This window comes from Diaphorobacter sp. J5-51 (assembly GCF_001023515.1).
GTDB lineage: Bacteria > Pseudomonadota > Gammaproteobacteria > Burkholderiales > Burkholderiaceae_C > Diaphorobacter > Diaphorobacter nitroreducens.
Window position 1 is genome coordinate 113,001 of sequence record NZ_JSYI01000130.1, and the last position, 25,334, is coordinate 138,334.

The following is a 25,334-nucleotide window of genomic DNA, read 5'->3' on the forward strand; positions in this document are numbered from 1 at the left end:
CGCAAGGCGCCAAACGAAGCTGGGGTGCTACCCCAGCGAGGCTTGGCAACGCCGCGAATGGCCCTTTTTGATCGCAACCCGGAGGGAACGGAGTGAAAACCGCGCCATTCGTCGTTGCCCTCCTAGCCAAGGCCCCGGCCTTGGCGTCGTCACGCGCCTAGATTGGCGCGGTTTTCACGCCATTCGCACTGGCAAAAATAGTGTGAACAGGCCCTAGTACCGCAACCGGGGAGTGGAGTAACAAAAGGCGATCGATGGCTTCGCCCCAAGGGCCAGGCGCGAACCGCAGCAGCGTCCGTGGCCATTGCGAGGATGGGCAACGCCGCCTCGCGGGCGAAGGCGCACTTTCATGTCCCGACACTTTCGGGTCGCAGCACTAGAACACCCCCAGCGCGAGCCCGGTGGCCAGCGCCTCGCCCAGCGCACGGCAGCGCTCCAGGTCCGCCGCGCCGATCTGCTTGGGGGCCAATATCGCCTCGGGCGTCTGGGCGTGGGTGCAGACGATCAGCGGCTCGGCCACGGCCTCCAGCCGCCAGCCCGTGGCGATGCGGGCGATCTGGCGTGCGGCGTTCTGGCCCTCGCTGCCGGCGCAGACCAAGCTGGCGTAGGGCCGGCCATTGACGCGGTCCAGCACCGGGTAGTAGCAGCGATCGAAGAAGTCCTTGAGCTGGCCGCTGATGGCCGCCAGGTTTTCCGGCGTGGCGAACAAGTAGCCCTGCGCGGCCAGCACATCGTCCGGCCCCGCCTGCGCCGCGTGGAGCAGGCGCACCGACACGGCGGGCTCGGCCGCGGCGCCGGCGCGCGCGGCCTCGGCCATCTGGCGCGTGCCGCCGGTCAGCGAGTGGTAGACGATCAGCAGGGTCTGGGGCGCATCCATGCGGCAAGCATAGACCGTTGCCCATGCGGGCGACCACCACCCTGCGGAGAGCGCGTGGCGTCAGAACGCGTCTTCATCCAGTGCCGCGCAGGTCAGGTCCCGCTGGCGCACCACCTGCAGCCAGGCACCGATGCGCGGCAATTCATAGTGGTAAAAATAGCGTGCAGCGCCCATCCTTCCAGCGCTAGCAGCTATTGAAAGAGTAGCATCCCGTGCGAGCACGCTGCACGCCACGTCCAGCCACACCCAGGCCAGCACGGTGTGGCCGAAGGCCTGCATGTAGGGCACGGCGTTGGCCAACGCCTCGGTAGGGTTGCCGGTGGCCCAGGCGGCCTGCGTGGCTTCGCCCACGTCCTGCAGGGCCTGGGCCAGCTGGTCCGCCCAGGCGGCGAGTTCCGGATGCTTGCGCGCCTGGGCAATGGTGGCGCCAATGGTGCGCCCCAGCAGCTGCAGGCCTGCGCCGCCCTGCATCACCACCTTGCGGCCCAGCAGGTCGGCGGCCTGGATGCCGTGCGTGCCCTCGTGGATCATGTTCAGGCGGTTGTCGCGCCAGTACTGCTCCACGGGGAAGTCGCGCGTGTAGCCATAGCCACCGTGGATCTGGATCGCCAGGCTGTTGGCCTCCAGGCAGAACTCGCTGGGCCAGCTCTTGGCGATGGGGGTCAACACCTCCAGCAGCAGCCTCGCGTCCTGCGCCGCCTGCGGCTCGCCCGTGCGGCCCTCGTCCACCAGCCGCGCGCAGTACAGGTTGAGCGCCAGCGCGCCCTCGCAGTAGCTCTTTTGCGCAAGCAGCATGCGCTTGATGTCCGCATGGCGGATCAGCGGCACCGGCGGCTGGCTGGCGTCCTTGCCGGCACTGCCCGCGGCGCTGGTGCTGCCCTGTACCGGGCGGCCCTGCAGCCGCGTTCTGGCGTAGTCCAGGCTGGCGTAGTAGCCTGCCAGGCCCAGCGTGGTTGCCGCCATGCCGATGGCGATGCGTGCCTCGTTCATCATGTGGAACATGCACTTCAGGCCCTCGCCCGGCCGGCCCACGAGGTAGCCGATGGCGCCGGCGCCGCCGCGCACGGGGTACCTGCCCTCGCCAAAATTCAGCAACGTGTTGGTGGTGCCGCGCCAGCCCAGCTTGTGGTTCAGTCCGGCCAGCGCCACGTCGTTGCGCTCGCCCGTCAGATGGCCATCGGTATCCACCAGCTTCTTGGGCACGATGAAGAGCGAAATGCCCTTCACTCCCGGCACCAGCTTGCCGTCCGGCCCGGGGATCTTGGCGAGCACCAGGTGCACGATGTTCTCGGTCAGCTCATGGTCGCCCGAGCTGATCCACATCTTGTTGCCACGCAGGCGGTAGCGCGGGCCCAGCGGGTCGACCTCGAAGTCTGCGCCGTCGGCCTCGGCGCGCGTGGTGATGTCGCTCAAGGACGAGCCTGCCTGCGGCTCCGAAAGGCACATGGTGCCCGCCCAGCGGCCGTTGAACTCATTGGCGGCGAACACCTGCTGCTGCAGAGGCGTTCCATGCACCAGGATGGCGTTGGCGTTGCCCGTGGTCAGCAGGTTGGAGCCAATGCTGATCGACGCGCAGCCAAAGAAACTGTTGGCCGCCGACTCCACGACATACGGCAGCTGCATGCCGCCCAGCGCGTAGTCCTGCGCCGCGCTGAGCATGCCGCTGTCGGCAAATGCCTGGCGTGCGTCGTGCGTGCATTGGGGCAGGATGACGCGCTCACCGTCGAACTGGGGCTCCTGCGTGTCCACCGTGCGGTTGAACGGCGCGTACTTCTCGCGCGCAATGCGCTCGCAGGTGTCCAGCACAGCGTCAAACGTCTCGCGCGAGTGGTCCGCAAAGCGCTCGCGCGCATTGAGCGATTCAGCCTGGAGCCAGTCGTAGAGCAGGAAGTCGAGCGTGGAGCGCAGGGAGGTGGTCATGCGCGAAATTATGGAAGGGACGGGCCGATGAAGCCTGTCCGCTGGGTGACGCGCACCGCGGGGGTCCATTGGATCGCGCGCTGGAACACCGGGGCTTTGGCCAAATCACCGTCTCGGCGTCTCGGTATTGCCCGTGATTCAGGCGTACGAAGCGGTGGCCATAGACGGCCCGGCCGTTTCGACGCGGTTGCGTCCCGCGGCTTTGCCACGGTACAGAGCCGCGTCGGCCTGTTGCAGGGCTGCCTCCAAGGCGTGTGCATCTGCAAAGCCCTGTGAAACCCCGACCGTGACCGTGCACTGCAGCGGATGACCGCCCTCTGCAATGTCGATGGTTTGCGTCTCGATGGCTGCACGCAATCGCTCCGCCATGTGCATGGCCCCGGGAAAGTCGGTGTTCAGGCAGATCACCGCGAACTCTTCCCCGCCCAGACGGCTTACCAAATCGCCACGGCGCGCCGTGGCCTGGAGTATCTCCGCCACGCGGCACAGGACGGTGTCTCCGGCGTGGTGGCAGTAGGTGTCGTTGATCCGCTTGAAGTGGTCAACGTCGACAACGAGCAAGTGCGCATGCTCCGCCCGGCGCTGGTTGAAAGACAGCTGCAGCGCCTCGGTGAGACCTCGCCGATTGAGCAACTGCGTCATCGGGTCGCGCGCAGCGATATGGCGCAACTGATCGGTCAAGCGGCGCAGTACCAGCCAGACGATCGATGGCGGCAGCACCGTGGCCAGGAATGACATGTAGATGTAGAACACCAGCTGGAACTGGCGGTCCATCTGCAATGCATCCAGGCCGCCATCCAGAAGCTTCATGAACTTGAGCGCGTTAAGTACGCATAGGCCGCTGATCAGCGCGGCAAAAAAGACCATCTCGCCATACAGATCCTTGGCAAATGTGCGAACGCCGTAGATCACCGTCAGGGCCATCACAAAAAACAGGAGTGCCGATCCCCCTGAAAGCATGGCGTAGCGTGCCACCGGCCCCACGCTCCATTGCACCAGTACCTGCGCAAGGCTGTAGAGCGCCCCAAATACGAGAAGTGGAGACAGCAAGGGGACGGCGTGCCCAAAGAAACGCATGGCTCCGAGCCAGTAAACCACCGGGGAGGCCAGCGTCAGCGTGTGGTTCACCACACTCATCGGACTCCAGGCGGGGCCGCCCTCCAGCAGCTGCAGCACATAGGCGGAGCCCAGTAGAAAGTTGCCGAGCGCGAAAAGATCCATCCCCATTTTTTGCCCATGCAGCCGTTTGCTGATCAGCAAGAACATCACCGCAAAGCACAGCAGATGCGCGCAGAGCATGCCAACGAGAACGCTTGCGACCATGGGGATATTCAAAGGGGACTTGGCCGACCCTAGGGCGAGTCGTCCAAGCCAGGACGACGGGCAGGGATTGTTGTAACAACCAGTAATTCAGAGGAGTTTAATCGTCCGCACACGCAGCCGCCTGCTGGGCGGAACTTCAGGACGCTTGCAGCCCCCTCCAGCGGCTGGCCCGCTGCGTCGCTCCCTGTACAGGAACCCGTGTCACAAAAATATCGCTCGGTTCTCCTGCTACCGCCCATCCAGCAATCGCAGACAGCTATCAAAATAAAAGCAAACGCCCCGCGCAGACCACATCGTCTGCGCGGGGCGCTTGTTGTTTCAGTCCGAAAGCGGATCAGCGCTTACAGCACTTCAAACACGCCCGCCGCGCCCATACCGCCACCAATGCACATGGTCACGCACACGCGCTTGGCACCGCGGCGCTTGCCTTCGATGAGGGCGTGGCCCGTGAGGCGTTGGCCCGAAACACCGTAGGGGTGGCCCAGAGCGATGGCGCCGCCGTTCACGTTCAGGCGGTCAGCGGGAATGCCCAGCTTGTCGCGGCAGTACAGCACCTGCACGGCGAAGGCTTCGTTCAGCTCCCACAGGTCGATGTCCTGCACCGTCAGGCCCAGTTTCTTGAGCACCTTGGGTACGGCGAACACGGGGCCGATGCCCATTTCGTCAGGCTCGCAACCAGCCACGGCAAAGCCCAGGAAGCGGCCCAGCGGCTGGAGGTTGTTGCGAGCAGCGTAGTCCTCGCCCACCACCACGCAGGCGCCCGCGCCGTCCGAGAACTGGCTGGCGTTGCCCGCCGAGATCAGCCCGCCAGGCATGGCCGGGCGGATACCGCTGATGCCTTCCTTGGTGGTGCCCTCGCGCGTACCCTCGTCGCGGCTCACGGTGACCTGCTTGGTGATCAGGCCCAGCGTCTTGTCCGCGATGCCCGCGGTGACGGTGATGGGCGCGATCTCGGCGTCGAACAGGCCGGCTGCCTGGGCGGCGCAGGCCTTTTGCTGGCTGGCGGCGCCGTACTCGTCCATCGCGTCGCGGCCGATGTGGTAGCGCTTGGCCACCTGCTCGGCGGTCTGCAGCATGCTCCAGTAGATCTCGGGCTTTTGCTTGGCCAGGGCCAGGTCCTGGATCATGTGCAGGTTCATTTCCTGCTGCACGCACGAGATGCTTTCCACGCCGCCGGCCACATACACCTCGCCCTCGCCCGCGATGATGCGCTGCGCGGCGGTGGCGATGGTCTGCAGGCCCGAGGAGCAGAAACGGTTGATGGTCATGCCCGATGTGGTGACGGGCAGGCCAGCCTTGAGCGCGATCTGGCGCGCGATGTTCATGCCGGTGGCGCCTTCGGGATTGGCGCAGCCCATGATGACATCATCGACGGCGGCGGGGTCAATGCCCGCGCGCTGCACGGCGTGCTGCACGGCGTGGCCGCCCAGCGTGGCGCCGTGGGTCATGTTGAAGGAGCCCTTCCAGCTCTTTGCGAGCGGCGTGCGGGCGGTGGAAATGATCACTGCGGAGGTCATTGCAATATTCCTTGTTCTGCGTGCTTCAGGCGGACGAACGGGCGCTCAGGCAAAGGCCTTGCCTTCGGCGGCCAGCCGGGCCAGCAGCGGTGCGGGCTCCCAGGCGCGTGCGTCATCCAGCGGGTTGCGGGCAAAGCGCTTCATGGACTGCACCACGTTGAACAGGCCCACTTCGCTGGCGTAGTGCATGGGACCGCCGCGGTGGATGGGGAAGCCGTAGCCGGTCAGGTACACCATGTCGATGTCGCCCGACTTGCTGGCGATGCCCTCTTCCAGGATCTTGGCGCCCTCGTTGACCAACGCATAGACCAGGCGCTGCACGATCTCCTCGTCGCTCACCTTGCGCGGCGTGATGCCCAGGGCCTTGCGGTGCTCCTCGATCATCTGGTTCACCACGTCGCTGGGAATCGCGTCACGCTTGCCAGCCTGGTAGTCGTACCAGCCCGCCCCGGTCTTCTGGCCGAAGCGTCCCATCTCGCACAGCAGGTCGGCCGTCTTGCTGTACTTCATGTCGGGCTGCTCGACGGCGCGGCGCTTGCGGATGGCCCAGCCGATGTCGTTGCCGGCCAGGTCGCCCATGCGGAACGGGCCCATGGCGAAGCCGAACTTCTCGATGGCCTTGTCCACCTGCTCGGGCGTGCAGCCTTCGTCCAGCAGGAAGCCGGCCTGCTGGCTGTAGCGCTCGATCATGCGGTTGCCGATGAAACCGTCGCACACGCCGGAGACCACGGCCGTCTTCTTGATCTTCTTGGCCAAGGCCATCACGGTGGCCAGCACGTCCTTGGCCGTGGCCTTGCCGCGCACCACTTCCAGCAGCTTCATCACGTTGGCGGGACTGAAGAAGTGCATGCCCACCACGTCCTGCGGACGCTGGGTGAAGGCGGCGATCTTGTCCACGTCCAGCGTGGAGGTGTTGGACGCCAGGATGGCGCCGGGCTTGGCCACGGCGTCGAGCTGCTTGAACACGGCCTCCTTCACGCCGAGCTCTTCGAACACGGCCTCGATGATCAGGTCGCAGTCCTTCAGGTCGGCATAGTTCAGCGTAGTGGACAGCAGGGCCATGCGCTGCTGGTACTTGTCTTCCTTGAGCTTGCCCTTCTTGACCTGGGCTTCGTAATTCTTCTGGATCGTGCCGATGCCGCGGTCCAGCGCCTCCTGCTTCATCTCAAGGATGGTCACGGGAATGCCCGCGTTCAGGAAGTTCATGCTGATGCCGCCACCCATGGTGCCCGCACCGATCACGCCGACCTTCTTGATGTCCCGCTTGGGAGTCTCGGACGGGACGTCGGGGATCTTGCTCGCGGCACGCTCCGCAAAGAACAGGTGGCGCAGCGCGCGCGACTCGGGCGTCCACATCAGGTTGATGAACAGCTCGCGCTCGTACGCCAGGCCGTCGGCAAACTTGCGCTTGGTGGCCGCCTCCACGGCGTCCACGCACTTGGCGGGCGCGGGGAAGTTCTTGGCCATGCCCTTGACCATGTTGCGCGCGAACTGGAAGTACGCATCGCCCTCGGGGTGCTTGCACGGCAGGTTGCGTACCAGCGGCAGCGGGCGCACGTCCGCCACGCTTCGGGCGAAGGCCAGCGCTTCCTCGGCCAGCGATTCGGGCGACGCGGCCATCTTGTCGAACAGCTTCTGGCCGGGCACGGCGCCGATCATCTCGCTCTTGACCGGCTCGCCGCTGACGATCATGTTCAGCGCTGCCTCCACACCCACCACGCGCGGCAGGCGCTGCGTGCCACCCGCGCCGGGCAGGATGCCCAGCTTCACCTCGGGCAGCGCCACGTTGCAGCCGGGCGCGGCCACACGGTAGTGGCAGCCGAGGGCCAGCTCCAGCCCGCCGCCCATGCAGACGGTGTGGATGGCAGCCACCACGGGCTTGGTGCAGTTCTCGACAGCGTTGATGACGGAGTGCAGATTGGGCTCCTGCAGCGACTTGTCGGTGCCGAACTCCTTGATGTCGGCGCCGCCCGAGAAGGCGCTGCCCGCGCCGGTGATGACGATGGCCTTGACGGCCGCGTCGGCCTGGGCGCGATCGAGGCCATCGACGATGCCCTGGCGCGTGGCCAGGCCAAGCCCGTTGACGGGCGGGTTGTTGAGGGTGATCACGGCCACGTCGCCGTGGACCTGGTATTCAGCCGTCATGCTGTCGTTCCTCTTGAATCTCGGGTGGATGAAAGAAAAGTACGCTCGTGCGTTTTTAGCACGCAAGTCTAGAGGCAGGGGTCGCAGTTTTTTGTCTCAGCCGGGACAAGCACGCCGCGCACACCGACATCTAACTATCCTTTTGATAGCTAACAGCGCTCATCCACAAAGGGCTAAAGGCCAACCAAGCCCTCAAACCTCCAGCCACTCCTTGCGTACATAGCTGTTGGCACGCAGCTCGTCGGGCGTGCCCTGAAAGACGATGCTGCCGTGCCCCATGACCAGCGCGCGGTCGGAGATGGTCATGGCGATGGTGAGCTTCTGCTCGATGAGCAGCACGGAGATGCCTCGCTGCTTGAGCCGCGTGAGGTACTCGCCCACCAGTTCGACGATTTTGGGCGCCAGCCCCTCGGTGGGCTCGTCGATGATGATGAGGTCGGGGTCACCCATGAGCGTGCGGCACAGGGTCAGCATCTGCTGCTCGCCGCCGGACATGACGCCCGCCTCGATGTTGCGGCGCTCCTTCAGGCGCGGGAACATCTCGTACATGTCGTCAAAGCTCCAGCGGCTATCCCTGCCACTGCCCTTCTGGCCCAGCAGCAGGTTCTGGTGCACGGTGAGGTTGGGAAACACGTCGCGGCTTTCGGGCACGTAGCCGATGCCCAGATGGGCGATCTCGTAGGCCTTCCTGCCATTGAGGTCCTGGCCCTTCCACTGCAGCGTGCCTTGCCAGTCCACCAGGCCCATCACGGCCTTGGCCGCGGTGGAGCGGCCGGAGCCGTTGCGGCCCAGCAGCGCGACGATCTCGCCCGGCTGCACGTCAAATCCCACGCCGTGCAGCACATGGCTCTTGCCGTAGTAGGCGTGCAGGTTCTCGACTTTCAGCATGTCTCAATGTCCCCCGGCCTGCTGCGCGGCAATGACGGAGCCCAGGTAGGCTTCCTGCACGCGCGGGTTGGCGCGCACGTTCTCGGGTGTGTCGAAGGCGATCACCTCGCCATACACCACCACGGCGATCTTGTCGGCCAGGCCGAAGACCACGCCCATGTCGTGCTCCACGGTCAGCAGGGTGCGGCCCTGCGTGACCTCCTTGATGAGGTGGATGAAGCGCGTGGTCTCGCTCTTGCTCATGCCCGCAGTGGGCTCATCCAGCAGGATCACGCTGGCGCCGCCGGCAATGGTGATGCCGATCTCCAGAGCGCGCTGCTCGGCATAGGTCAGGTTCATGGCCAGGGTGTCACGCTTCTTGTCCAGCTTGATCATCTCCATGAGCTGCGTGGCCCGGTCGTTGGCATCCTGCAACCTGGACAGGAAGCGCCAGAAAGCATAGCGGTACCCCAGGCTCCACAGCACGCCGCAGCGCAGGTTCTCGAACACGCTGAGCTTGGGAAAGATGTTGGTGATCTGGAAGCTGCGCGACAGCCCCATGCGGTTGATCTCGAACGGCTGCTTGCCGTCGATGCGCGCGCCGTGCAGCAGCACCTCGCCGCTGGTGGGCGCGAACCGCCCGCTGACGAGGTTGAACAGCGTGGACTTGCCCGCGCCGTTGGGTCCGATGACAGCCACGCGTTCGCCGGGCCGTACCGCCAGGTTGGCGCCGCGGATGATCTCGGTCTTGCCGAAGCTCTTGCGCAGGTCGCGCAGCTCCAGCGCATAGGTTGCCTGGTCCGCCATCAGCCTGCCTCCCCACGCTTGATCTCGTGCTCGATCTCTTCCTGGATCGCACCCCACTGCCGCATGAACTGCCTGCGACAGAGTTCGAACAGACCCACGCCGGTCACCAACACGAAGCCGGCGCCGAACCAGCTCGCCACGCTCTTGGCGTTCAGCGTCGCACCCAGAAACTCCAGCTGCGGCCCCAGCGCCTCGTTCAGCTGCAGGTGATAAGTCATTTCGATCATCGCTGCAGCCCCCAGCACCGCCACCAGTGCCGTTCCACCCAGCGCCAGGTAGGCGCTGATGATGCCGCGCAGCTTGCCGTACTTGGCCAGGCGCAGATTCATCATGATCAGGCTGGCTATGCCGCCGGGCGCATACATGACCATGAAAAGGAACACCAGGCCCAGGTACAGCAGCCAGGCCTTGGACAGCTCGGACAGCAGCACCGACGCCAGCACCAGCAGCACGGCGCCGATGATGGGGCCGAAGAAGAACGTGGCCCCGCCCAGGAAGGTGAACAGCAGGTAGCTGCCCGAGCGCACCACGCTCACGCTGTCGGCGGCCGTGACGATCTCGAAGTTGATGGCCGCCAGCGCCCCGCCGATGCCCGCGAAGAACCCGGCGATGATGAAGGCGAAGTAGCGTACGCGCTGCGTGTTGTAGCCGATGAACTCCACACGCTCGGGGTTGTCGCGCACGGCGTTGAGGATGCGCCCCAGCGGCGTGCCCGTGAAGGCAAACATGGCGGCCGTGCACACGAAGCAGTACGCCGCGATCAGGTAGTACACCTGGATCGCCGGACCGAACGTGATGCCCAGTACCGGCTGGCCGTACACGCGGTCCGTGGTGATGCCGCCTTCGCCCCCGAAGAACTCGGGGAACATCAGCGCCATGGAGGCCACGAGTTCGCCGATGCCCAGTGTGATCATCGCGAAGGTGGTGCCGGACTTCTTGGTGGTGACATAGCCCAGCAGCACGGCGAAGAACATGCCCGCCAGCCCTCCCACCAGCGGCATCAGCACCAGCGGGATGGGCAGTCGCCCGTCGCTGGCCATGTTGATGGCGTGCACCGCCAGGAACGAGCCCAGGCCGGTGTACACGGCGTGGCCGAAGCTCAGCATGCCGCCCTGCCCCAGCAGGATGTTGTACGACAGGCAGATGATGATCGCGTAGCCGATCTGCGACAGCATCGTCAGCGCCAGGCTGCTGGTGAACAGTTGGGGCGCCACGACGAGCGCCAGGGCAAACAGGCTCCAGATGACGATGCGCCCCACATTCAAGGGCTTGAAGCGGTAGTACCGCACGGCGCCCCCGGCGGCCGCGGTCGAAGGTGCAGAGGAAGTGGTGTGCATGGCCTTTCAATCCTCCCGCGTGCCCAGCAGGCCCTTGGGCCGGAAGATCAGGATCAGAACGAGGAACAGGTACGGCAGGATCGGCGCCACCTGCGAGATAGTGAGCTTGAATAGCGGGTAGCCAAAGGTCTGTTCGGTGACCTGCACGCCCAGGCGGGCGAAGGCATGCACCAGCGAATAGTCCAGCGCCACCGCAAAGGTCTGCACCAGTCCAATGATGAGTGACGCCAGGAACGCCCCCGCCAGCGACCCCATGCCCCCTACCACCACCACCACGAAGATGATGGAGCCCACCGAGGCCGCCATGGCCGGCTCGGTCACGTAGGTATTGCCGCCGATCACGCCGGCCAGCCCCGCCAGCGCGCAGCCGCCGCCAAACACCAGCATGAACACGCGCGGCACGTTGTGGCCCAGGGCCTCCACCATGTGCGGATGCTTGAGCGCCGCCTGGATCACCAACCCGATGCGGGTGCGCGTGAGCAGCAGCCAGACCGACAGCAGCATCAGCACCGCCACCAGCATGACGAAGGAGCGCGACTTGGGAAACTGCGTGCCGTACAGGGTGAAGAGCGGCCCCTGCAGTTGCGCAGGCAGGCCATAGGGCACGGTGGAGCGCCCCCACACCAGCTGCACCACCTCCAGGATCAGGTACGACAGGCCAAAGGTGACCAGCAGCTCGGGCACATGGCCGAACTTGTGCACGCGGCGCAGCGCATAGCGCTCGAAGACCGCGCCCAGCGCCCCCACCAGCAGCGGTGCCACCACCAGCGCGGGCCAGAAGCCGATGGCACCCGACAAGGTGTACGCAAAGTACGCGCCCAGCATGTAGAAACTGGTGTGCGCGAAGTTGAGCACGCCCATCATGCTGAAGATCAGCGTCAGCCCCGAACTCAGCATGAACAGCAGCAGACCGTAGCTGACGCCGTTGAGCAGGGAGATCACGAAAAACTCAAGATTCATCGCAAGACCGCGCAGCAGGTGAAATAAGGCCCGAGGAGACTCGGGCCCCAAAGGTCGTCCCACCAGGAACTACATCAGGAAGGCCGCTTCATCTGGCACGACGTGGGCGTGCTGGCCACATAGGGCTCGTAGTACTTCACCGGCACGAAGGTGTAGCCGGTGTTCTCGGCATCGCGGGGATACTTGTCGCCCGCCTTTTCCCAGCGGGTCACGAACAGGCCCTGCTGCAACTGGTGGTCGGACTTGCGCATCTCCACTTCGCCGTTGAAGCTGTTGAACTTCATGCCTTCCATCGCAGCAGCCACCTTCACGGGGTCGGTGGACTTGGCCTTCACGAAGGCGGAATCCAGCATGGAGAAGGCGTGGTACACGGCGCCGGTGTACATGTCGTCGTTGAACTTCTTCTTGTAGTCGCCCACGATGCGACCGATCTCGCCCGGCAGGTTCAAGTGGTTGTACGACACCATGTACACCCGGCCCGCGGCGCCTGCGCCCATGGCCGTGGGGCTGCCCGTCACGCCACCGTAATAGGTGTAGAAGTTCACGTTGTTCAGGCCTGCATCGTTGGCGGCCTTGATGAGCAGCGCGAGGTCGGAGCCCCAGTTGCCCGTGATCACCGTGTCCGCACCCGACTGCTTGATCTTGGCGATGTAGGGCGCGAAGTCGCGCACCTGCGCCAGCGGGTGCAGGTCGTCGCCCACGATCTGCACGTCAGGGCGCTTGCGCTTGAGGTTCTCCTTCGCGTACTTGGAGACCTGATGTCCGTGCGAATAGTTCTGGTTGATCAGGTACACCTTCTGGACCTCAGGATGGTCCTTGATGAAGGTGGTCATGGCCTCCATCTTCATGGAGGTGTCGGCATCCAGGCGGAAGTGCCAGTAGCTGCACTTGCTGTTGGTGAGGTCAGGGTCCACCGCCGCGTAGTTCAGGTAGACGACTTCCTTGCCCGGGTTGCGCGCGTTGTGCTTTTCCAGTGCGTCGATGATGGCCAGCGCCGGGCCCGAACCATTGCCCTGTACCACGTAGCGCGCGCCCTGGTCCATCGCGGAGCGCAGTGCGCTGGTGGTCTCCTGCGGGCTGAGCTTGTTGTCGATGCCGATGATCTCGAACTTCACGCCCGACGCGTTCTTCTTGTTGAACTCCTCGGAGATGAACTGGAAGCTCTTGAGCTGGTTGGTGCCCACCGCGGCCATGAGGCCCGACAGCGGATCGAGCCAGGCGATCTTGACGGTTTCCCCTTTTTGGGCGAATGCGCCACCAGCACATGCAAATACTGCGCTAGAAGCTACCATTTTGATAGCGAACTTCATGCCTCGTCTCCTTGTGAGAATGAATACGCCGCAGCGTACAAGGGATGCAACGAGGCGCCGTTCAGGGATTGCCCCTAGCAGCTATCACCCATGTGACCGGCGCGCAGGAACAGTCCCTTGCGCGCCGGCCGGCGCGCTCACAGGCCGGGCAACTGATAGCCCGCCAGTTGCTCGCGCAGGCGGGTCTTGAGCATCTTGCCGGTGGCGCCCAGCGGAATCGCATCGACGAACACCACGTCATCGGGGATCTGCCACTTGGCGGTCTTGCCCTCGTAGAACTTGAGCAGTTCCTCGCGCGTGACCTGGGCGCCCGGACGCAGGGCCACCACGACGATTGGGCGTTCATCCCACTTGGGGTGCGGCATGCCGATGCAGGCAGCCATCGCCACGGCGGGGTGCGCCATGGCGATGTTCTCGATGTCGATGGAGCTGATCCATTCGCCGCCGGACTTGATCACATCCTTGCTGCGGTCGGTGATCTGCATGAAGCCGTCCGGGTCGATGGTGGCCACGTCGCCCGTGGGGAACCAGCCCCGGCCCTGCTCGTCCTTGACGAGCGGGCTCTCGCCCTTGTAGTAGCTGTCCAGGATCCAGGGGCCGCGTACCAGCAGGTCGCCATAGCTCTTGCCGTCCCAGGGCTGCTCCTGGCCATCGGCGCCGACGATCTTCATGTCCACGCCATAGATGGCACGGCCCTGCTTTTGCAGGATGTGCATCTGCTCGTCCTTGCCCATCTGCAGGTGCTTGTTCTTGAGCGTGCACAGCGTGCCCAGCGGGCTCATCTCGGTCATGCCCCAGGCGTGCAGCACGGACACGCCGTACTCGTCCTGGAAGGCCGTGATCATGGCGGGCGGGCAGGCCGACCCGCCGNGCTGAACTTCAGGCCCGCGGACTTCACATGGTTGAGCAGCATCTGCCACACGGTGGGCACGCCCGCGGCAAAGGTCACGCCCTCGGCCTCGATGAGGTCATGGACCGACTTGCCGTCCAGCGCCGGGCCGGGGAATACCACCTTGCAGCCCGTGAGGGCCGCCGAGTACGGGATACCCCAGGCGTTGACGTGGAACATCGGCACCACGGGCAGCACTGCGTCGCGCGCCGAGAGGTTCATCACATCGGGCAGCGCAGCGGCATAGGCATGCAGCGTGGTGGAGCGGTGGCTGTACAGCGCCGCCTTGGGGTTGCCCGTGGTGCCGCTGGTGTAGCACATGCTGGAGGCGGAGTTCTCGTCGAACGTGGGCCACTGGTATTCGGCCGACGCGCCGCCGATCCAGTCTTCATAGCTGGTAAGGCCGGGGATGCCCGAGTCCGCAGGCAGCTTGTCGCTGTCGCACAGCACCACCCATTTCTTGACCGTGGGGCACTTGGCATGCACGGCCTGCACCAGCGGCAGGAAGGTCATGTCGAAGCACAGCACCTGGTCCTCGGCATGGTTCACGATCCAGGCGATCTGGTCAGGGTGCAGGCGCGGGTTGATGGTGTGCAGCACGCGGCCCGAGCCGCTCACGCCGAAGTACATCTCCATGTGGCGGTAGCCATTCCAGGCGAGCGAGGCCACGCGGTCGCTGAACTGCAGGCCCAGCCCATCCAGGGCATTGGCCAGTTGGCGCGAACGCCGGGCCAGGTCGCGATAGGTGTAGCGATGGATGTCCCCCTCCACGCGGCGCGAGACGATTTCCCCGTCGCCATGGTGACGCTCGGCGAACGAGATCAACGAGGAAATCAAGAGAGGTTGGCTCTGCATCAGGCCCAGCATGGATGCTCCTTTGGTAATGAATTGTGGGTGTACGAAGACTGCGCCATCGTAGCGGGGAACATGGGGCTTTCCAGCCACGGAGCCATCCGGAGAAATCCCACGTTCGCGCCGGCCCCCGCGCACAAGGCCTTGGCCCAGGGCGGGGCATAGGGGCCCGGGGGACAATCCCCGCATGACGTTTGCCCCCACCCCTGACGCTACCCCGGTCGCGCCACTGGTGCCCGCCTGGCAGCCGGGCTTCGCCGCGCTGGGCTCGGCCTTCTTCACGCCGCTGCGCCCCACTCCCCTGCCCCAGCCTCACTGGGTGGGCACCAGCGCCGAGGTAGGCGCCTTGCTGGGCCTGCCCGAAGCCTGGCAGCAGCGCGACGACGCACTGCAGGCCTTCACAGGCAACGCCCTGCTGCCCGGCAGCCAGCCGCTGGCCAGCGTGTACAGCGGCCACCAGTTCGGCGTGTGGGCCGGCCAGTTGGGCGATGGCCGTGCCATCCTGCTGGGCGAAACCGCCACAGGCCAAGAGGTGCAGCTCAAGGGTAGCGGGCGCACGCCCTATTCGCGCATGGGCGACGGCCGCGCCGTGCTGCGATCGTCGATCCGCGAATTCCTGTGCAGCGAAGCCATGCACGCGCTGGGCATACCGACCACGCGCGCGCTGTGCGTGACCGGTTCGCCCGCGCCCGTGCAGCGCGAGGAGGTGGAAACCGCCGCCGTGGTCACGCGCGTAGCGCCCAGCTTCATCCGTTTCGGCCACTTCGAGCACTTCGCGGCGCGCGGCCAGGAAGCCGAGCTGCGCGCCCTGGCCGACTACGTGATCGACCGCTACTACCCCGACTGCCGCCGCTCGCAGGAATGGGAAGGCAACGCCTACGCCGCACTGCTGCATGCCGTGAGCGAGCGCACCGCTGCACTGCTGGCGCAATGGCAGGCCGTGGGTTTTTGCCATGGCGTCATGAACACCGACAACATGAGCATCCTGGGCCTCACGATGGACTACGGGCCTTTCCAGTTTCTGGATGCTTTCGACCCCGGACACATCTGCAATCACAGCGACGTACGCGGCCGCTACGCCTTCGACCGCCAGCCCAGCGTGGCGTACTGGAACCTGTTGTGTCTGGCCCAGGCGCTGCTGCCGCTGATCGGCGAGGTGGACACGGCGCGCGCCGCGCTGCAGTCGTACGAAGGCAGCTTTGGCCGGCAGTTCCTGGCGCGCATACGCGCCAAGCTCGGCCTGCAGCAGGCGCGCGAAGGCGACGCCGCATGGGTCGATGGCCTGTTGCGCCTGCTGGCCGCCGACCGCGTGGACTACCCCATCTTCTGGCGTCGGCTGTCCGGTGCAGTAGCCACGGAGGATTTCGAACCCGTGCGCGATCTGTTCCTGGACCGTGCAGCTCTGGACGCCTGGTTGCTACAATATAAGGAGCTATTAGCGCTTGATGGATGGGCGCTAGCAGCCGATTTGATGCATAAAACCAATCCACGCTTCGTGCTGCGCAACCACCTGGGCGAACAGGCGATTCGCGCCGCGAAACTCGGGGACTTCTCCGAACTCCAAACCTTGCAAAGGTTGCTGGCGCGCCCCTTCGACGACCACCCGGGGCACGAGGCCTACGCCGGCTTTCCGCCCGACTGGGCGTCCTCCATCTCCATCAGCTGTTCCTCATGACCTACCCCATCCAGAAAACCGAAGACGAATGGCAGGCGCTGCTGCAGGCCAAGGGCGCCGAGCCCGCGGCTTACCAGGTCACGCGTCACGCGGCCACCGAGCGGCCCTTCAGCGGCAAGTACGAAGGCCACTGGGCCGACGGCAGTTACCACTGCGTCTGCTGCGGCGCCAAGCTGTTCGACTCCGACACCAAGTTCGACGCGGGCTGCGGCTGGCCCAGCTTCTCGCTTGCCGTGCCCGGTGCCATTCGGGAGATCGAGGACCGCAGCCACGGCATGGTGCGCACCGAGACCGTGTGTGCACAATGCGGGGCCCACCTGGGCCATGTATTCCCCGACGGCCCGGCTCCTTCGGGTCTGCGCTATTGCATGAACTCCGCCTCGCTCGATTTTGAACCCCCGGCGCCATGAAACTGCTCATCGACTTCTTTCCGATCATCCTGTTCTTCGCCGCATTCAAGGTCTGGGGCATCTACGTGGCCACGGCCGTGGCGATTGCCGCCACCGTCGTGCAGATCGGCTACATCCGCCTCAAGCACGGCAAGGTCGAACCCCTGCAATGGCTGAGCCTGGGCGTCATCGTGTTGTTCGGCGGCGCCACCCTGCTGGCACACAGCGAAACCTTCATCAAATGGAAGCCCACCGTGCTCTACTGGCTCATGGGCGGCACCTTGCTCGTCGGCCAGTTGGTGTTCCGCAAAAACTTCATCCAGTCACTCATGGGCGCTCAGATCGATCTGCCCGCGCCCGTGTGGCGCAACCTGAACTGGGGCTGGACGGGCTTTTTCGCCACCATGGGTGTACTCAATCTGTGGGTGGCCTACCACTTCGACACCGACACCTGGGTGAACTTCAAACTGTTCGGAGGCATCGGCCTGATGTTCGCCTTCGTCATTGCCCAGGCGCTGTACCTGAGCCGCCACGTCAAGGATGAGGGCGATGCCGCGCCCAAGGACCTGCAACCATGAACACCACGCCCTCCATCGCTATCACGGCAGAGGCCATGGCCGAACGCCTGCGCGCCGCACTATCGCCCACCCATCTGGAAGTGGTGGACGAAAGCTGGCAGCACGAAGGCCATGTCGGCGCCAATGGAACCGGGTTTGGCACCCATTTCCGCGTGCGCATCGCGTCACCGTTATTTACAGGCAAGCGCAAGGTTGCACAGCATCGCCTTGTGTATGATGCGCTGCAGATTTTCATTGACCAAGGCGCCCACGCCATTGCCATTGAAACTCTCTGAAACAACCCCGATCCAAGGGCGTTGCAGCCAGTCGTCTGCAGCCTATTTCCCAATCAGTGGATTCTCAATGAAGAAAAAGCTCTTGTCCGGCCTCGTGGCCGCAGCCGTGCTGGGCACGATGGCATTGCCCGTTGCCGCGCAAAACCTCGCCATCGTCAATGGCAAGGCGGTTCCCAAGGAACGTGCCGAAGTCCTGAAGCAGCAGGTGGAGCGCTCGGGCCGCCCGGTCACGCCCGAACTGGAAAACCAGATCAAGGAAGAAGTAATCGCCCGCGAGATCTTCATGCAGGAAGCGCAAAAGCGCGGCCTGGAAGGCTCTGCCGATTACAAGGCCCAGATGGAGTTGGCGCGCCAGACCATTCTGATCCGTGAACTGTTCGTGGATTTCCAGAAGAACAATGCCGTGACCGATGCCGAGATCCAGGCCGAGTACGACAAGTTCGTGGCCGCCAACGCTGGCAAGGAATACAAGGCCAGCCACATCCTGGTCGAAAAGGAAGACGAGGCCAAGGCCATCATTGCTTCCATCAAGAAGGGTGGCAAGTTCGAGGACATTGCGAAGAAGCAATCCAAGGACCCCGGATCCGGCGCCCGCGGTGGCGCCCTGGACTGGGCCAGCCCGAGCAGCTACGTGGCTGAGTTCACGGAAGCGCTGGTGAAGCTGGAGAAGGGCAAGATGACCCAGACTCCCGTGAAGAGCCAGTTCGGCTGGCACGTCATCCGCCTGGACGATGTGCGCGAAGCCCAGCTGCCGAAGCTGGAAGAGGTCAAGCCCCAGATCGCCCAGCAACTGCAGCAGCAGAAACTGGCGAAGTTCCAGGAAGACCTGCGCGCCAAGGCCAAGGTGGAGTAACCACTACAGGCGCCTCGCGCACGACAACGCGGCCTTCGGGCCGCGTTTTTTTATGCCCGTCCCGCCAGCCAGCCTGCCAGCAACAGTCCTCCGATCAAGACGGGCTGGTGCAGCATGTAATAGCTGAGGCTATAGCGTCCCAAACCAGCCAGGGGCGCTACCACACGCGGCAACGGGCGGGACAGCCAGCCGTCCGAACGCACAACGAGCCACTGCCCCGCCGCCATCCCCCACCACATGACGCCCAGCCACGGAAAGAGCGGCACATAGTCTTCGGTAAAGGGCTTTCGCGAAATCCAGCCCAACCAGTTAAGGCCCCGTCCATTGAATAGGGGCGCCCATTCTGAAAGAGGCCCCTGCAGCGCCCAGCCTGCGACCCAAGGCGACACCAGTGCCAGCAGCCCGGCCAACCACAGCCACCCGCCCCATCCCGCCGTCAGCCGCGTGATGACGAGCATCACTGCCATGCCGTGCAGCACACCAAAGTAAATGAAGCTGCGCGGGAACATCAGAAAAGAGCCAACCGTTACCAGCAATGCACAGGCCGTGATCTGGCTCCAGCGCCGTGCGAAACGCGCCCAACCAACCTGACGTTGCCAAGCCACCGCTTGTGCCAGCCCCGCACATCCCAGGAACAGACTGACGATGAGGGTTCGCTGCACAGTCCACAAGGGATCTGCCCGGAAGTCCTGGGGCCAGTAGCCAAAATGGCTGAGGTCGAAGCAGAAATGGAAGGCCGTCATCCATACCATGGCGAACCCGCGCAATGCGTCCAGTCGGTCATGGCGTGTCTCGGCAGTTTTTTGAGCAGTCGTCAGCAAAACGCATCCCACAAGTCCAGGAAAAAGGCTGGCGCTTCAAGCCAGCCTTCAATGATCACCCTCCCCAGTACTCGCCCGATCAGGACAACCCAGCAAGCAGGGGGAGGTGTCAAATTATGGGGTGCGTATCACGGCGACGCCGCCGCATTAAGGTTTCTTTGCAGACGTTGACTCGTTCACCAAATTCATAGCAGGCTCCCCGGCGCTGGACTGCTCTGCCTCCTGGAGTCGGCCGGCCCGGTTTGCATAGGTGGACTCATCGCCACCCGCTCCAAAGCGTCGCGCCTGGCCGCCATCCGCCGCATTTTCACCATCCACAATAGGCTCGTCCGTGGAGTCGTCCCGCATACCGTAGTTGTTGAAATGTCCACGGTCGCGTGCGCGTTGTTTCTGGTCTGCCGCCAGCCTTTCGGAAAGAGGCGCCGTGCCAAATACTGCTTCTTCAGACATGCTTCTGCTCCTGCAATGAAAAAATCATCCTAGGAAGACAGGAACGGCACTGATGTAAGACGGTGCCGGGGAAGCCCAGCGGGAATTGTCTGTCACCTAGCCAGCGAACATGACAGTCCGCAAAATCAAAAACAAAAGGGGTTAGGTCAATAGACCTAACCCCTTGATTCAATTGGTCGGAGCGGCGGGATTCGAACTCGCGACCCTCTGCTCCCAAAGCAGATGCGCTACCAGGCTGCGCTACGCTCCGACAGCTGGCATTCTAACCTGCCAGATTCTGTTCACCGCCAAAAATCGGCGTCTTTGTCACACTCAGCGATTGCCAGATGACGAGCCGGTGCCCGGCCCAGGGCCGCGCCCTGCAAGGTGGCGGAAAGTGATACGGCCCTTGGTCAGGTCGTAGGGCGACATTTCCAGCGACACCTTGTCGCCTGCCAGGATGCGGATATGGTGCTTGCGCATCTTGCCGCCGGTATAGGCGATGAGTTGGTGGCCGTTGTCCAGCGTCACGCGAAAGCGCGAATCCGGCAGGACTTCGGTCACGCTACCCTGCATTTCAATCAGTTCTTCTTTGGCCATGTGTGTGGTCAGTCTCTTGATAACAATTATGTATGGCGGCGCCTGGAAAAAGCCGATGCGTCCACTAACCCAAGGGCCGCATCGGCCCTTGAGGGGCTCGAAGCAAGGTGCAATGCAGGCAGGTGAGTTGCTGCACCAAAGGCGCAGGAGGCCGTAAGGCCGGGGAAACGGCTTCAATGGACAGGCGAAGCGCTGTGCATAAGCGGCGGAATTGTACTGCGATGTCGAAGCCGGGCCTATGGCCGGGCAACCGCGGCAGCCAAGGTCTTCACGAGGTCCGTCTGCGTGATGATGCCAACCAGTTCCTGCGCATCGTTCACCACCGGAATGTGGTGGTGCCCCGCCTCGGAGAACAGAGGCACCAGATCCATCACATGCTGTTCAGACAGCACCTGCTGCACGGGAGACGACATCAGGCCTTGTACTTGCTCGGGACGTTTGGGCCGCCCCATGATGAGCGAGCGTAGACGCTGGCCCATGCCTTCATGCATGTCCAGATTGGCCAGGCGCATGAAGTCTGCCACCGTGACGATGCCGACCACCCTGCGCGCCCCGTCCACTACCGGCAACGCCTTGACGGCATGCTTGCGCATGAGCGCCCAGGCATCCTTGAGGGGCGTCTCGGCAACCACCGCATGCACCGGTGATGACATGATCTCGCCGCATCGCAGCTCGCCAAGCGTGCGCTGGAAGGCGGCCTTGCCAGCCAAGTGCAAAAGCCCCTCCAGGTCGGCGCGACTGACATCCAGCACTTGGTTGTAGTGCGATAAGGCGGCATCCAAATCGGCCGAGATGAAAGCGCCAGATCCCTTATGCGCGGCCCCCCGCGCTCTTTGTGCATGCGGATAGCTGCGCCCGGTCAAGTGATTGAAGGCCATCCCCATCAACACCAGCGCCAGCATATTGAGCAGCACCGGAAATACCGCAAAAGCCGCGCCGTCCTGCGGATTGAGCACAGCGAACAAGGCCATCGCCCCGCCTGGGGGGTGCAGGCAGCGCAATGCCAGCATGACCGCCACGGCAAGTCCCACGGCTGCGCCGCAGGCCAGAGCGACGTGGGGAACCAGCGTGGCGCAGGCAACGCCTACCATGTACGACAGCACGCTGCCCGCCAGCACTGGCCACGGCTGGGCGAGGGGACTGGACGGCATCGCAATGATGAGCACCGCGCTGGAGCCCAGGGAGGCCACCATCCACGGGACCGGCAGGCCAGCCCCGAACCAATGCGCAAACAGCGCCACCACGGCCACGCAAAGCGTGATACCCGACACCATGCGCAAGCGTTCGCGCTGATTGACGCCAGCGGGTGCCGGCCAGAAAAGGCGCAGCCAGCCAGCGACGCGCCGCAAGACTGACGTCGGCGGCTCTACCGCAGCGTTTATGCGAGGGAATGGGGGTGCAGACATGAATGGGAGAAGGCGCCAAGCCGCGCAGAGAATCGGCGCGGCGGCCGTGGCTCGAGGAAGCCGGGCATTATCCGGGCAAGCCCTGAACTTGCAGGGCATGTGGTTTTTTGCACCATTACGGGCAGCCCACAACCGCACGGGACGCACGGCTGCGGCGCAATCCACCCTCCCCCTTAGAATCATGCGGCTCCATCACCAGGATTACCGCCACGTGTCTGATCGTATCGCCGTACTGCCTCAGTACTTGTTACCCAAACAAGCCCTGACCTCGTTTGCCGGACGTATGGCGTCTGCGCGCGCGGGCCAATTGACCACCGCGGTCATCCGCTGGTTTGTGGCGCGCTACGGCGTGGACATGAGCGAGGCGGCCAATCCGGACATTGCAAGCTACGCAACCTTCAACGACTTCTTCACACGTGCGTTGCGCCCTGGACTGCGCCCGCTTGCCGATGCTGCGGTGGTATGCCCGGTGGATGGAGCAGTCAGCCAAATCGGCTCCATCGAGCAGGACCAGATCTTCCAAGCCAAGGGCCACCTCTACTCCACCGCGGCTCTGCTTGGCGGCGACGCCGAAATGGCCGCGCAGTTCCAGGATGGCAGCTTCGCCACCATCTATCTCAGTCCACGCGACTACCACCGCATTCACATGCCGTGCGATGGACGACTGGTGCGCATGGACCATGTGCCTGGGGCATTGTTTTCAGTGAACCCGACCACCGCACGCAGTGTGCCCGGACTGTTTGCGCGCAACGAACGTGTGGTCTGCCTTTTCGAAACGCCCCTGGGCCCCATGGCGCTCGTGCTGGTAGGCGCCACCATTGTCGGCAGCATGGCCACGGTATGGCACGGCCAGGTCAATCCACCACGTACCGGCCAACCGCGCCGCTGGGATTATGGGGACCGAGAAGTCGTGCTTCGTCAGGGTGATGAAATGGGGCGTTTTCTGCTGGGCTCCACGGTCGTGCTGCTGTTTCCCCGCGGCGCAGTGCAGTTCATGCCGGGATGGGAAGCAGCGCGGCCCGTGCGGCTGGGTGAAGCCATGGCGCACCGCTGCGGCATCTAGTTCACCTATTGGTGCGTTGATTCCCGCTGTTCAGTGCCTCTCCGGCACCCGAGCAGTGGTAAACAAGGTGGGTTCGAGCTCCAGATCCAGGGGGTCCACGGGTTCAGCGCGCCCCACCAGGTACACAGCCAGATCCTGGCGCCGCAGTGCTACATGGCTGACAGTTTCCCAACTTCCGGCTCGCCTCACCCGGGTGCCCGGCTTGAAGACCGGCATGCGGAATTGTCTGGACCATCCCCACGGCGCCTCGGCCGGATCTTGCGCTACGAGAGAGGGACTGGAAACCTGCATGCGCGCATCTTAGCGCGTCAGCGCAATGACCGTTGCTGCGCGAACCGGAGTGCTGCCTCCACCATACGTTGCAGCGTGGGCTGAATGCGCCCGGCGCGCTCCGGCAGGTAGTTGAACGGCGGTGCCTCCTGCATATAGCTGCACTGTGTCATCTCCAGTTGGACCGCGTGGATGTTGCGCGCAGGCTCGCCGTAACGGCGCGTGATGTAGCCCCCCTTGAACCGTCCGTTGAGCACGGCCGTGTGGTCGGGCGCCGTTTCGGCAATGGCAAACAGCTCCTGCGCCAGCGCTGCATCGCAGCTCGTGCCTCCGGCGGTACCCAGGTTCAGGTCTGGCAATGTGCCGTCGAAGAAGCGCGGAAGGACCGACCGAATCGAGTGCGCATCCCACAACACCGCCACGCCATGGGTAGCGCGCATACGGTTCAACTCTTCCCGCAACTGGGCATGGTAGGGCTCCCACAATGCCTCGCGCCGCGCGGCAACCTCGGCTGCGTCCGGCACAAGCCCGCCTCCATACAACGGCGTGCTGTCAAAGGCGTCCACAGGGCACAGCGCAGTGACGCTCTGGCCTGGGTAGAGGTTGGAGTCATCAGGAGGGCGATTGAGGTCAATCACATAGCGCGAGTGCGTGGCGACCAGTACTGAAGCTCCCATCGACTTCGCAAAACCGTAGAGCCGTTCCAGATGCCAATCGGTGTCCGGAACGCTCCGCGCCTCGGGATTGAGGCGCCTTGCGATGGCGTCTGGCACATGGGTGCCCACGTGGGGCATGGAAACCAGCAGTGGCGCGGTGCCTCTGTGGAAGGTGAAAGGGGGGCAATCGGAAGGCACGACATTCATGGCAATGGACAAGCGGGCGAACCAACAGTTGGCGTTAGTGCGCAACCTGGGCCGCAGTATGGCGCATCATCTTGAGGCTCAAGGGATCCCGTCCCCCCTGCTGCACCGGCAACGACACACGCGCGTGTAGCCAAAGGCCAATGAGTCAGACCACTGTCCTCATGTATTGCCGAAGGGCTTTGAGGACCCGCCCGTATAATTTGTCCACCATGCCGAGATGGTTGATTGCGGTTTTCACCCTCCACTTCCTGCTGAGCGTGGGTGTCTCCGCATTTGGCAAGGTGCCACCCGTGGAACACCTGCGGCCAGCGGTCGCCTCCGTGCAGCTGGCACCAGCGGGCGAGGCCGCAATGGCAATAGCCGCTGACCCTTCCGTGGCAAACGACGCGTTATCCGAAGGCGAGCACGGCCTGATGGACGCGCAGCAGGATCTACCGGACGATCAGAACATACGCGCCTTTCGCGGCAAGCCCCTCCATGGCTTGTTCAGTTGCCCCGCTCAATGGGAGAGAGCCGCCCTCTCCCCTGTGCTGAAAAAGCAGCCTAAACCTCCCAGGTCCCTGGCTCTGCGCGTCTAAAAGGTTGCGCCCGCCGGGACGCGTTCTGCGAACGCGAAAGACAGGCGCGCCGCGCAACGCCGGCGTGCAACCCCCTTCCTCTTTTCCCTCCTGACCATCGGACCGATGGCTTTAGGCCCTTTTCCCACCCTCAGGAACAGCACCATGCGTTTGACCACCCGAGGCAAACTCGCCGTCACTGCGGTCACCGATCTGGCCTTGCGCTCCCACGGCCGGCCGATCGCGCTTCCCTCCATCAGCGCCCGCCAAGGCATCTCCCTGTCATATCTCGAAGACATCTTCAGCGCACTGCGCCGCGCCGGCCTGGTCCACAGCATTCGCGGGCCCGGCGGGGGGTACACACTGACACGGCCGCCACAGGAACTCTCCGTGGCCGATATCGTCATCGCCTCCGAAAAATACATGGGCGGCGCCGATGACAAGGGCACGGACACCGGCACCGCATCGGCACCAGGCGAGATGACGGCCGAGCTGTGGGCCAGCTTTCACTCGCGTGTCATGGAATACCTGCAGTCCATTACGGTGGCGGACCTGCTGACCCAACGGGAAGCCAGCGCCTGCCATGCCGACCATTCTGCAGCCGTGGTAGTGGCCCCGCCCGCCAGCACCACAGGCCGACGGGCAGCGAAAACCCAGCTACCGTCAGGGGATGTGCCGAACTCCGTATTTGCCTTGGGGCTTGCCGTTCCGCGCACCCGGACGAGTTGATGCGCCGGCATCCGTAGCGTCC

23 protein-coding genes, 1 tRNA gene and 1 pseudogene are annotated in these 25,334 nt (G+C 64.2%); 7 read left to right on the top strand and 18 right to left on the bottom strand.

The features are described 5' to 3' along the window. Nucleotides 1-376: 376 nt before the first annotated feature. The 12 genes and pseudogenes from OX89_RS16185 to OX89_RS19225 all read right to left on the bottom strand — a co-directional run. Nucleotides 377-877 (bottom strand): flavodoxin family protein, encoded by a 501-nt coding sequence (locus OX89_RS16185; protein ID WP_047351380.1) that lies wholly within the window; start codon nucleotides 875-877, stop codon nucleotides 377-379. A gap of 60 nt (nucleotides 878-937) precedes the next feature. Beyond that, nucleotides 938-2,797, bottom strand: coding sequence for an acyl-CoA dehydrogenase (locus OX89_RS16190; protein ID WP_047351381.1), 1,860 nt, complete (start codon nucleotides 2,795-2,797; stop codon nucleotides 938-940). A gap of 138 nt (nucleotides 2,798-2,935) precedes the next feature. Beyond that, nucleotides 2,936-4,120 (bottom strand): GGDEF domain-containing protein, encoded by a 1,185-nt coding sequence (locus tag OX89_RS16195; RefSeq protein ID WP_047351382.1) that lies wholly within the window; start codon nucleotides 4,118-4,120, stop codon nucleotides 2,936-2,938. Between the two features lie 341 nt (nucleotides 4,121-4,461). Then, on the bottom strand, nucleotides 4,462-5,637 hold the full coding sequence (locus OX89_RS16200) for an acetyl-CoA C-acyltransferase (protein ID WP_047351383.1): 1,176 nt from the start codon (nucleotides 5,635-5,637) through the stop codon (nucleotides 4,462-4,464). Between the two features lie 45 nt (nucleotides 5,638-5,682). Continuing rightward, nucleotides 5,683-7,782 (bottom strand): 3-hydroxyacyl-CoA dehydrogenase NAD-binding domain-containing protein, encoded by a 2,100-nt coding sequence (locus OX89_RS16205; RefSeq protein ID WP_047351384.1) that lies wholly within the window; start codon nucleotides 7,780-7,782, stop codon nucleotides 5,683-5,685. Between the two features lie 192 nt (nucleotides 7,783-7,974). After that, nucleotides 7,975-8,670, bottom strand: a complete 696-nt coding sequence (locus tag OX89_RS16210) for an ABC transporter ATP-binding protein (protein ID WP_015913514.1) — start codon at nucleotides 8,668-8,670, stop codon at nucleotides 7,975-7,977. 3 nt (nucleotides 8,671-8,673) lie between these two features. Continuing rightward, nucleotides 8,674-9,456 carry an ABC transporter ATP-binding protein gene (locus tag OX89_RS16215; RefSeq protein ID WP_011804953.1) on the bottom strand — a complete coding sequence of 261 codons (783 nt, stop codon included), beginning with the start codon at nucleotides 9,454-9,456 and terminating at the stop codon, nucleotides 8,674-8,676. Then, entirely contained in the window at nucleotides 9,456-10,793 is a 1,338-nt protein-coding gene (locus tag OX89_RS16220; protein WP_047351385.1) for a branched-chain amino acid ABC transporter permease, read from the bottom strand. The genes OX89_RS16215 and OX89_RS16220 overlap by 1 nt, the downstream gene beginning before the upstream one ends. 6 nt (nucleotides 10,794-10,799) lie before the next feature. After that, entirely contained in the window at nucleotides 10,800-11,753 is a 954-nt protein-coding gene (locus OX89_RS16225; protein WP_011804951.1) for a branched-chain amino acid ABC transporter permease, read from the bottom strand. A 74-nt stretch (nucleotides 11,754-11,827) separates the two neighbouring features. Further along, the gene (locus tag OX89_RS16230; protein ID WP_047351386.1) at nucleotides 11,828-13,063 is read right to left on the bottom strand and encodes a branched-chain amino acid ABC transporter substrate-binding protein; all 1,236 of its coding nucleotides are present in this window, start codon (nucleotides 13,061-13,063) and stop codon (nucleotides 11,828-11,830) included. 137 nt (nucleotides 13,064-13,200) lie between these two features. Beyond that, on the bottom strand, nucleotides 13,201-13,933 hold a 733-nt coding region (locus OX89_RS19220; RefSeq protein ID WP_234305589.1), incomplete at its 5' end, for an AMP-binding protein. Between the two features lies 1 nt (nucleotide 13,934). Then, nucleotides 13,935-14,819, bottom strand: a pseudogene (locus OX89_RS19225) (AMP-binding protein); the annotation flags it as partial. A gap of 172 nt (nucleotides 14,820-14,991) precedes the next feature. On the opposite strand from OX89_RS19225, the gene OX89_RS16240 reads away from it, so the two are divergent. From OX89_RS16240 to OX89_RS16260, 5 genes are all read left to right on the top strand, one after another. After that, nucleotides 14,992-16,479, top strand: a complete 1,488-nt coding sequence (locus OX89_RS16240; protein ID WP_047351387.1) for a YdiU family protein — start codon at nucleotides 14,992-14,994, stop codon at nucleotides 16,477-16,479. Continuing rightward, nucleotides 16,476-16,889: a peptide-methionine (R)-S-oxide reductase MsrB gene (gene msrB, locus OX89_RS16245; RefSeq protein WP_011804947.1), complete on the top strand. Its 414-nt coding sequence runs from the start codon at nucleotides 16,476-16,478 to the stop codon at nucleotides 16,887-16,889. The genes OX89_RS16240 and msrB overlap by 4 nt, the downstream gene beginning before the upstream one ends. Continuing rightward, nucleotides 16,886-17,446, top strand: a complete 561-nt coding sequence (locus tag OX89_RS16250; RefSeq protein ID WP_047351388.1) for a septation protein A — start codon at nucleotides 16,886-16,888, stop codon at nucleotides 17,444-17,446. Before msrB ends, OX89_RS16250 begins: the two co-directional genes overlap by 4 nt. Then, entirely contained in the window at nucleotides 17,443-17,721 is a 279-nt protein-coding gene (locus OX89_RS16255; protein WP_047351389.1) for a BolA family transcriptional regulator, read from the top strand. The genes OX89_RS16250 and OX89_RS16255 overlap by 4 nt, the downstream gene beginning before the upstream one ends. Before the next feature lie 67 nt (nucleotides 17,722-17,788). Beyond that, nucleotides 17,789-18,574: a peptidylprolyl isomerase gene (locus tag OX89_RS16260; RefSeq protein ID WP_047351390.1), complete on the top strand. Its 786-nt coding sequence runs from the start codon at nucleotides 17,789-17,791 to the stop codon at nucleotides 18,572-18,574. A 50-nt stretch (nucleotides 18,575-18,624) separates the two neighbouring features. Here OX89_RS16260 and OX89_RS16265 read toward each other — a convergent pair whose 3' ends face one another. From OX89_RS16265 to OX89_RS16285, 5 genes are all read right to left on the bottom strand, one after another. Next, nucleotides 18,625-19,395: a heparan-alpha-glucosaminide N-acetyltransferase gene (locus OX89_RS16265; RefSeq protein ID WP_047351391.1), complete on the bottom strand. Its 771-nt coding sequence runs from the start codon at nucleotides 19,393-19,395 to the stop codon at nucleotides 18,625-18,627. 147 nt (nucleotides 19,396-19,542) lie between these two features. Beyond that, a complete protein-coding gene (locus OX89_RS16270) occupies nucleotides 19,543-19,845 on the bottom strand; it encodes a hypothetical protein (protein ID WP_047351392.1) in 303 nt (100 codons plus the stop codon). A 173-nt stretch (nucleotides 19,846-20,018) separates the two neighbouring features. Beyond that, nucleotides 20,019-20,095: transfer RNA gene (locus tag OX89_RS16275), tRNA-Pro, on the bottom strand. Nucleotides 20,096-20,157: 62 nt separating this feature from the next. Beyond that, entirely contained in the window at nucleotides 20,158-20,424 is a 267-nt protein-coding gene (gene infA / locus OX89_RS16280) for a translation initiation factor IF-1 (protein ID WP_011804941.1), read from the bottom strand. A gap of 236 nt (nucleotides 20,425-20,660) precedes the next feature. Then, nucleotides 20,661-21,830, bottom strand: coding sequence for an HPP family protein (locus OX89_RS16285; RefSeq protein WP_047351393.1), 1,170 nt, complete (start codon nucleotides 21,828-21,830; stop codon nucleotides 20,661-20,663). A gap of 211 nt (nucleotides 21,831-22,041) precedes the next feature. Between OX89_RS16285 and asd the strand changes: the two genes are divergently transcribed. Next, a complete protein-coding gene (gene asd, locus OX89_RS16290; RefSeq protein WP_047351445.1) occupies nucleotides 22,042-22,893 on the top strand; it encodes an archaetidylserine decarboxylase in 852 nt (283 codons plus the stop codon). Between the two features lie 308 nt (nucleotides 22,894-23,201). Here asd and hutG read toward each other — a convergent pair whose 3' ends face one another. Next, nucleotides 23,202-24,026, bottom strand: a complete 825-nt coding sequence (gene hutG / locus OX89_RS16295; protein WP_047351394.1) for an N-formylglutamate deformylase — start codon at nucleotides 24,024-24,026, stop codon at nucleotides 23,202-23,204. A gap of 722 nt (nucleotides 24,027-24,748) precedes the next feature. On the opposite strand from hutG, the gene OX89_RS16305 reads away from it, so the two are divergent. Further along, the gene (locus OX89_RS16305) at nucleotides 24,749-25,312 is read left to right on the top strand and encodes an Rrf2 family transcriptional regulator (protein ID WP_011804935.1); all 564 of its coding nucleotides are present in this window, start codon (nucleotides 24,749-24,751) and stop codon (nucleotides 25,310-25,312) included. Nucleotides 25,313-25,334: the final 22 nt, after the last annotated feature.

Excerpts from the sequence above, each read along its gene's own strand:
- OX89_RS16220 (WP_047351385.1), bottom strand. The coding sequence starts at position 10,793 with ATGCACACCACTTCCTCTGCACCTTCGACCGCGGCCGCCGGGGGCGCC.
- OX89_RS16240 (WP_047351387.1), top strand. The coding sequence starts at position 14,992 with ATGACGTTTGCCCCCACCCCTGACGCTACCCCGGTCGCGCCACTGGTG.
- OX89_RS16250 (WP_047351388.1), top strand. The coding sequence starts at position 16,886 with ATGAAACTGCTCATCGACTTCTTTCCGATCATCCTGTTCTTCGCCGCA.
- OX89_RS16210 (WP_015913514.1), bottom strand. The coding sequence starts at position 8,670 with ATGCTGAAAGTCGAGAACCTGCACGCCTACTACGGCAAGAGCCATGTG.
- hutG (WP_047351394.1), bottom strand. The coding sequence starts at position 24,026 with ATGAATGTCGTGCCTTCCGATTGCCCCCCTTTCACCTTCCACAGAGGC.
- OX89_RS16190 (WP_047351381.1), bottom strand. The coding sequence starts at position 2,797 with ATGACCACCTCCCTGCGCTCCACGCTCGACTTCCTGCTCTACGACTGG.
- OX89_RS16185 (WP_047351380.1), bottom strand. The coding sequence starts at position 877 with ATGGATGCGCCCCAGACCCTGCTGATCGTCTACCACTCGCTGACCGGC.
- OX89_RS16270 (WP_047351392.1), bottom strand. The coding sequence starts at position 19,845 with ATGTCTGAAGAAGCAGTATTTGGCACGGCGCCTCTTTCCGAAAGGCTG.
- OX89_RS16195 (WP_047351382.1), bottom strand. The coding sequence starts at position 4,120 with ATGGTCGCAAGCGTTCTCGTTGGCATGCTCTGCGCGCATCTGCTGTGC.
- OX89_RS16255 (WP_047351389.1), top strand. The coding sequence starts at position 17,443 with ATGAACACCACGCCCTCCATCGCTATCACGGCAGAGGCCATGGCCGAA.
- OX89_RS16230 (WP_047351386.1), bottom strand. The coding sequence starts at position 13,063 with ATGAAGTTCGCTATCAAAATGGTAGCTTCTAGCGCAGTATTTGCATGT.
- msrB (WP_011804947.1), top strand. The coding sequence starts at position 16,476 with ATGACCTACCCCATCCAGAAAACCGAAGACGAATGGCAGGCGCTGCTG.
- OX89_RS16260 (WP_047351390.1), top strand. The coding sequence starts at position 17,789 with ATGAAGAAAAAGCTCTTGTCCGGCCTCGTGGCCGCAGCCGTGCTGGGC.
- OX89_RS16205 (WP_047351384.1), bottom strand. The coding sequence starts at position 7,782 with ATGACGGCTGAATACCAGGTCCACGGCGACGTGGCCGTGATCACCCTC.
- OX89_RS16215 (WP_011804953.1), bottom strand. The coding sequence starts at position 9,456 with ATGGCGGACCAGGCAACCTATGCGCTGGAGCTGCGCGACCTGCGCAAG.
- OX89_RS16200 (WP_047351383.1), bottom strand. The coding sequence starts at position 5,637 with ATGACCTCCGCAGTGATCATTTCCACCGCCCGCACGCCGCTCGCAAAG.
- OX89_RS16305 (WP_011804935.1), top strand. The coding sequence starts at position 24,749 with ATGCGTTTGACCACCCGAGGCAAACTCGCCGTCACTGCGGTCACCGAT.
- infA (WP_011804941.1), bottom strand. The coding sequence starts at position 20,424 with ATGGCCAAAGAAGAACTGATTGAAATGCAGGGTAGCGTGACCGAAGTC.
- OX89_RS16285 (WP_047351393.1), bottom strand. The coding sequence starts at position 21,830 with ATGTCTGCACCCCCATTCCCTCGCATAAACGCTGCGGTAGAGCCGCCG.
- OX89_RS16225 (WP_011804951.1), bottom strand. The coding sequence starts at position 11,753 with ATGAATCTTGAGTTTTTCGTGATCTCCCTGCTCAACGGCGTCAGCTAC.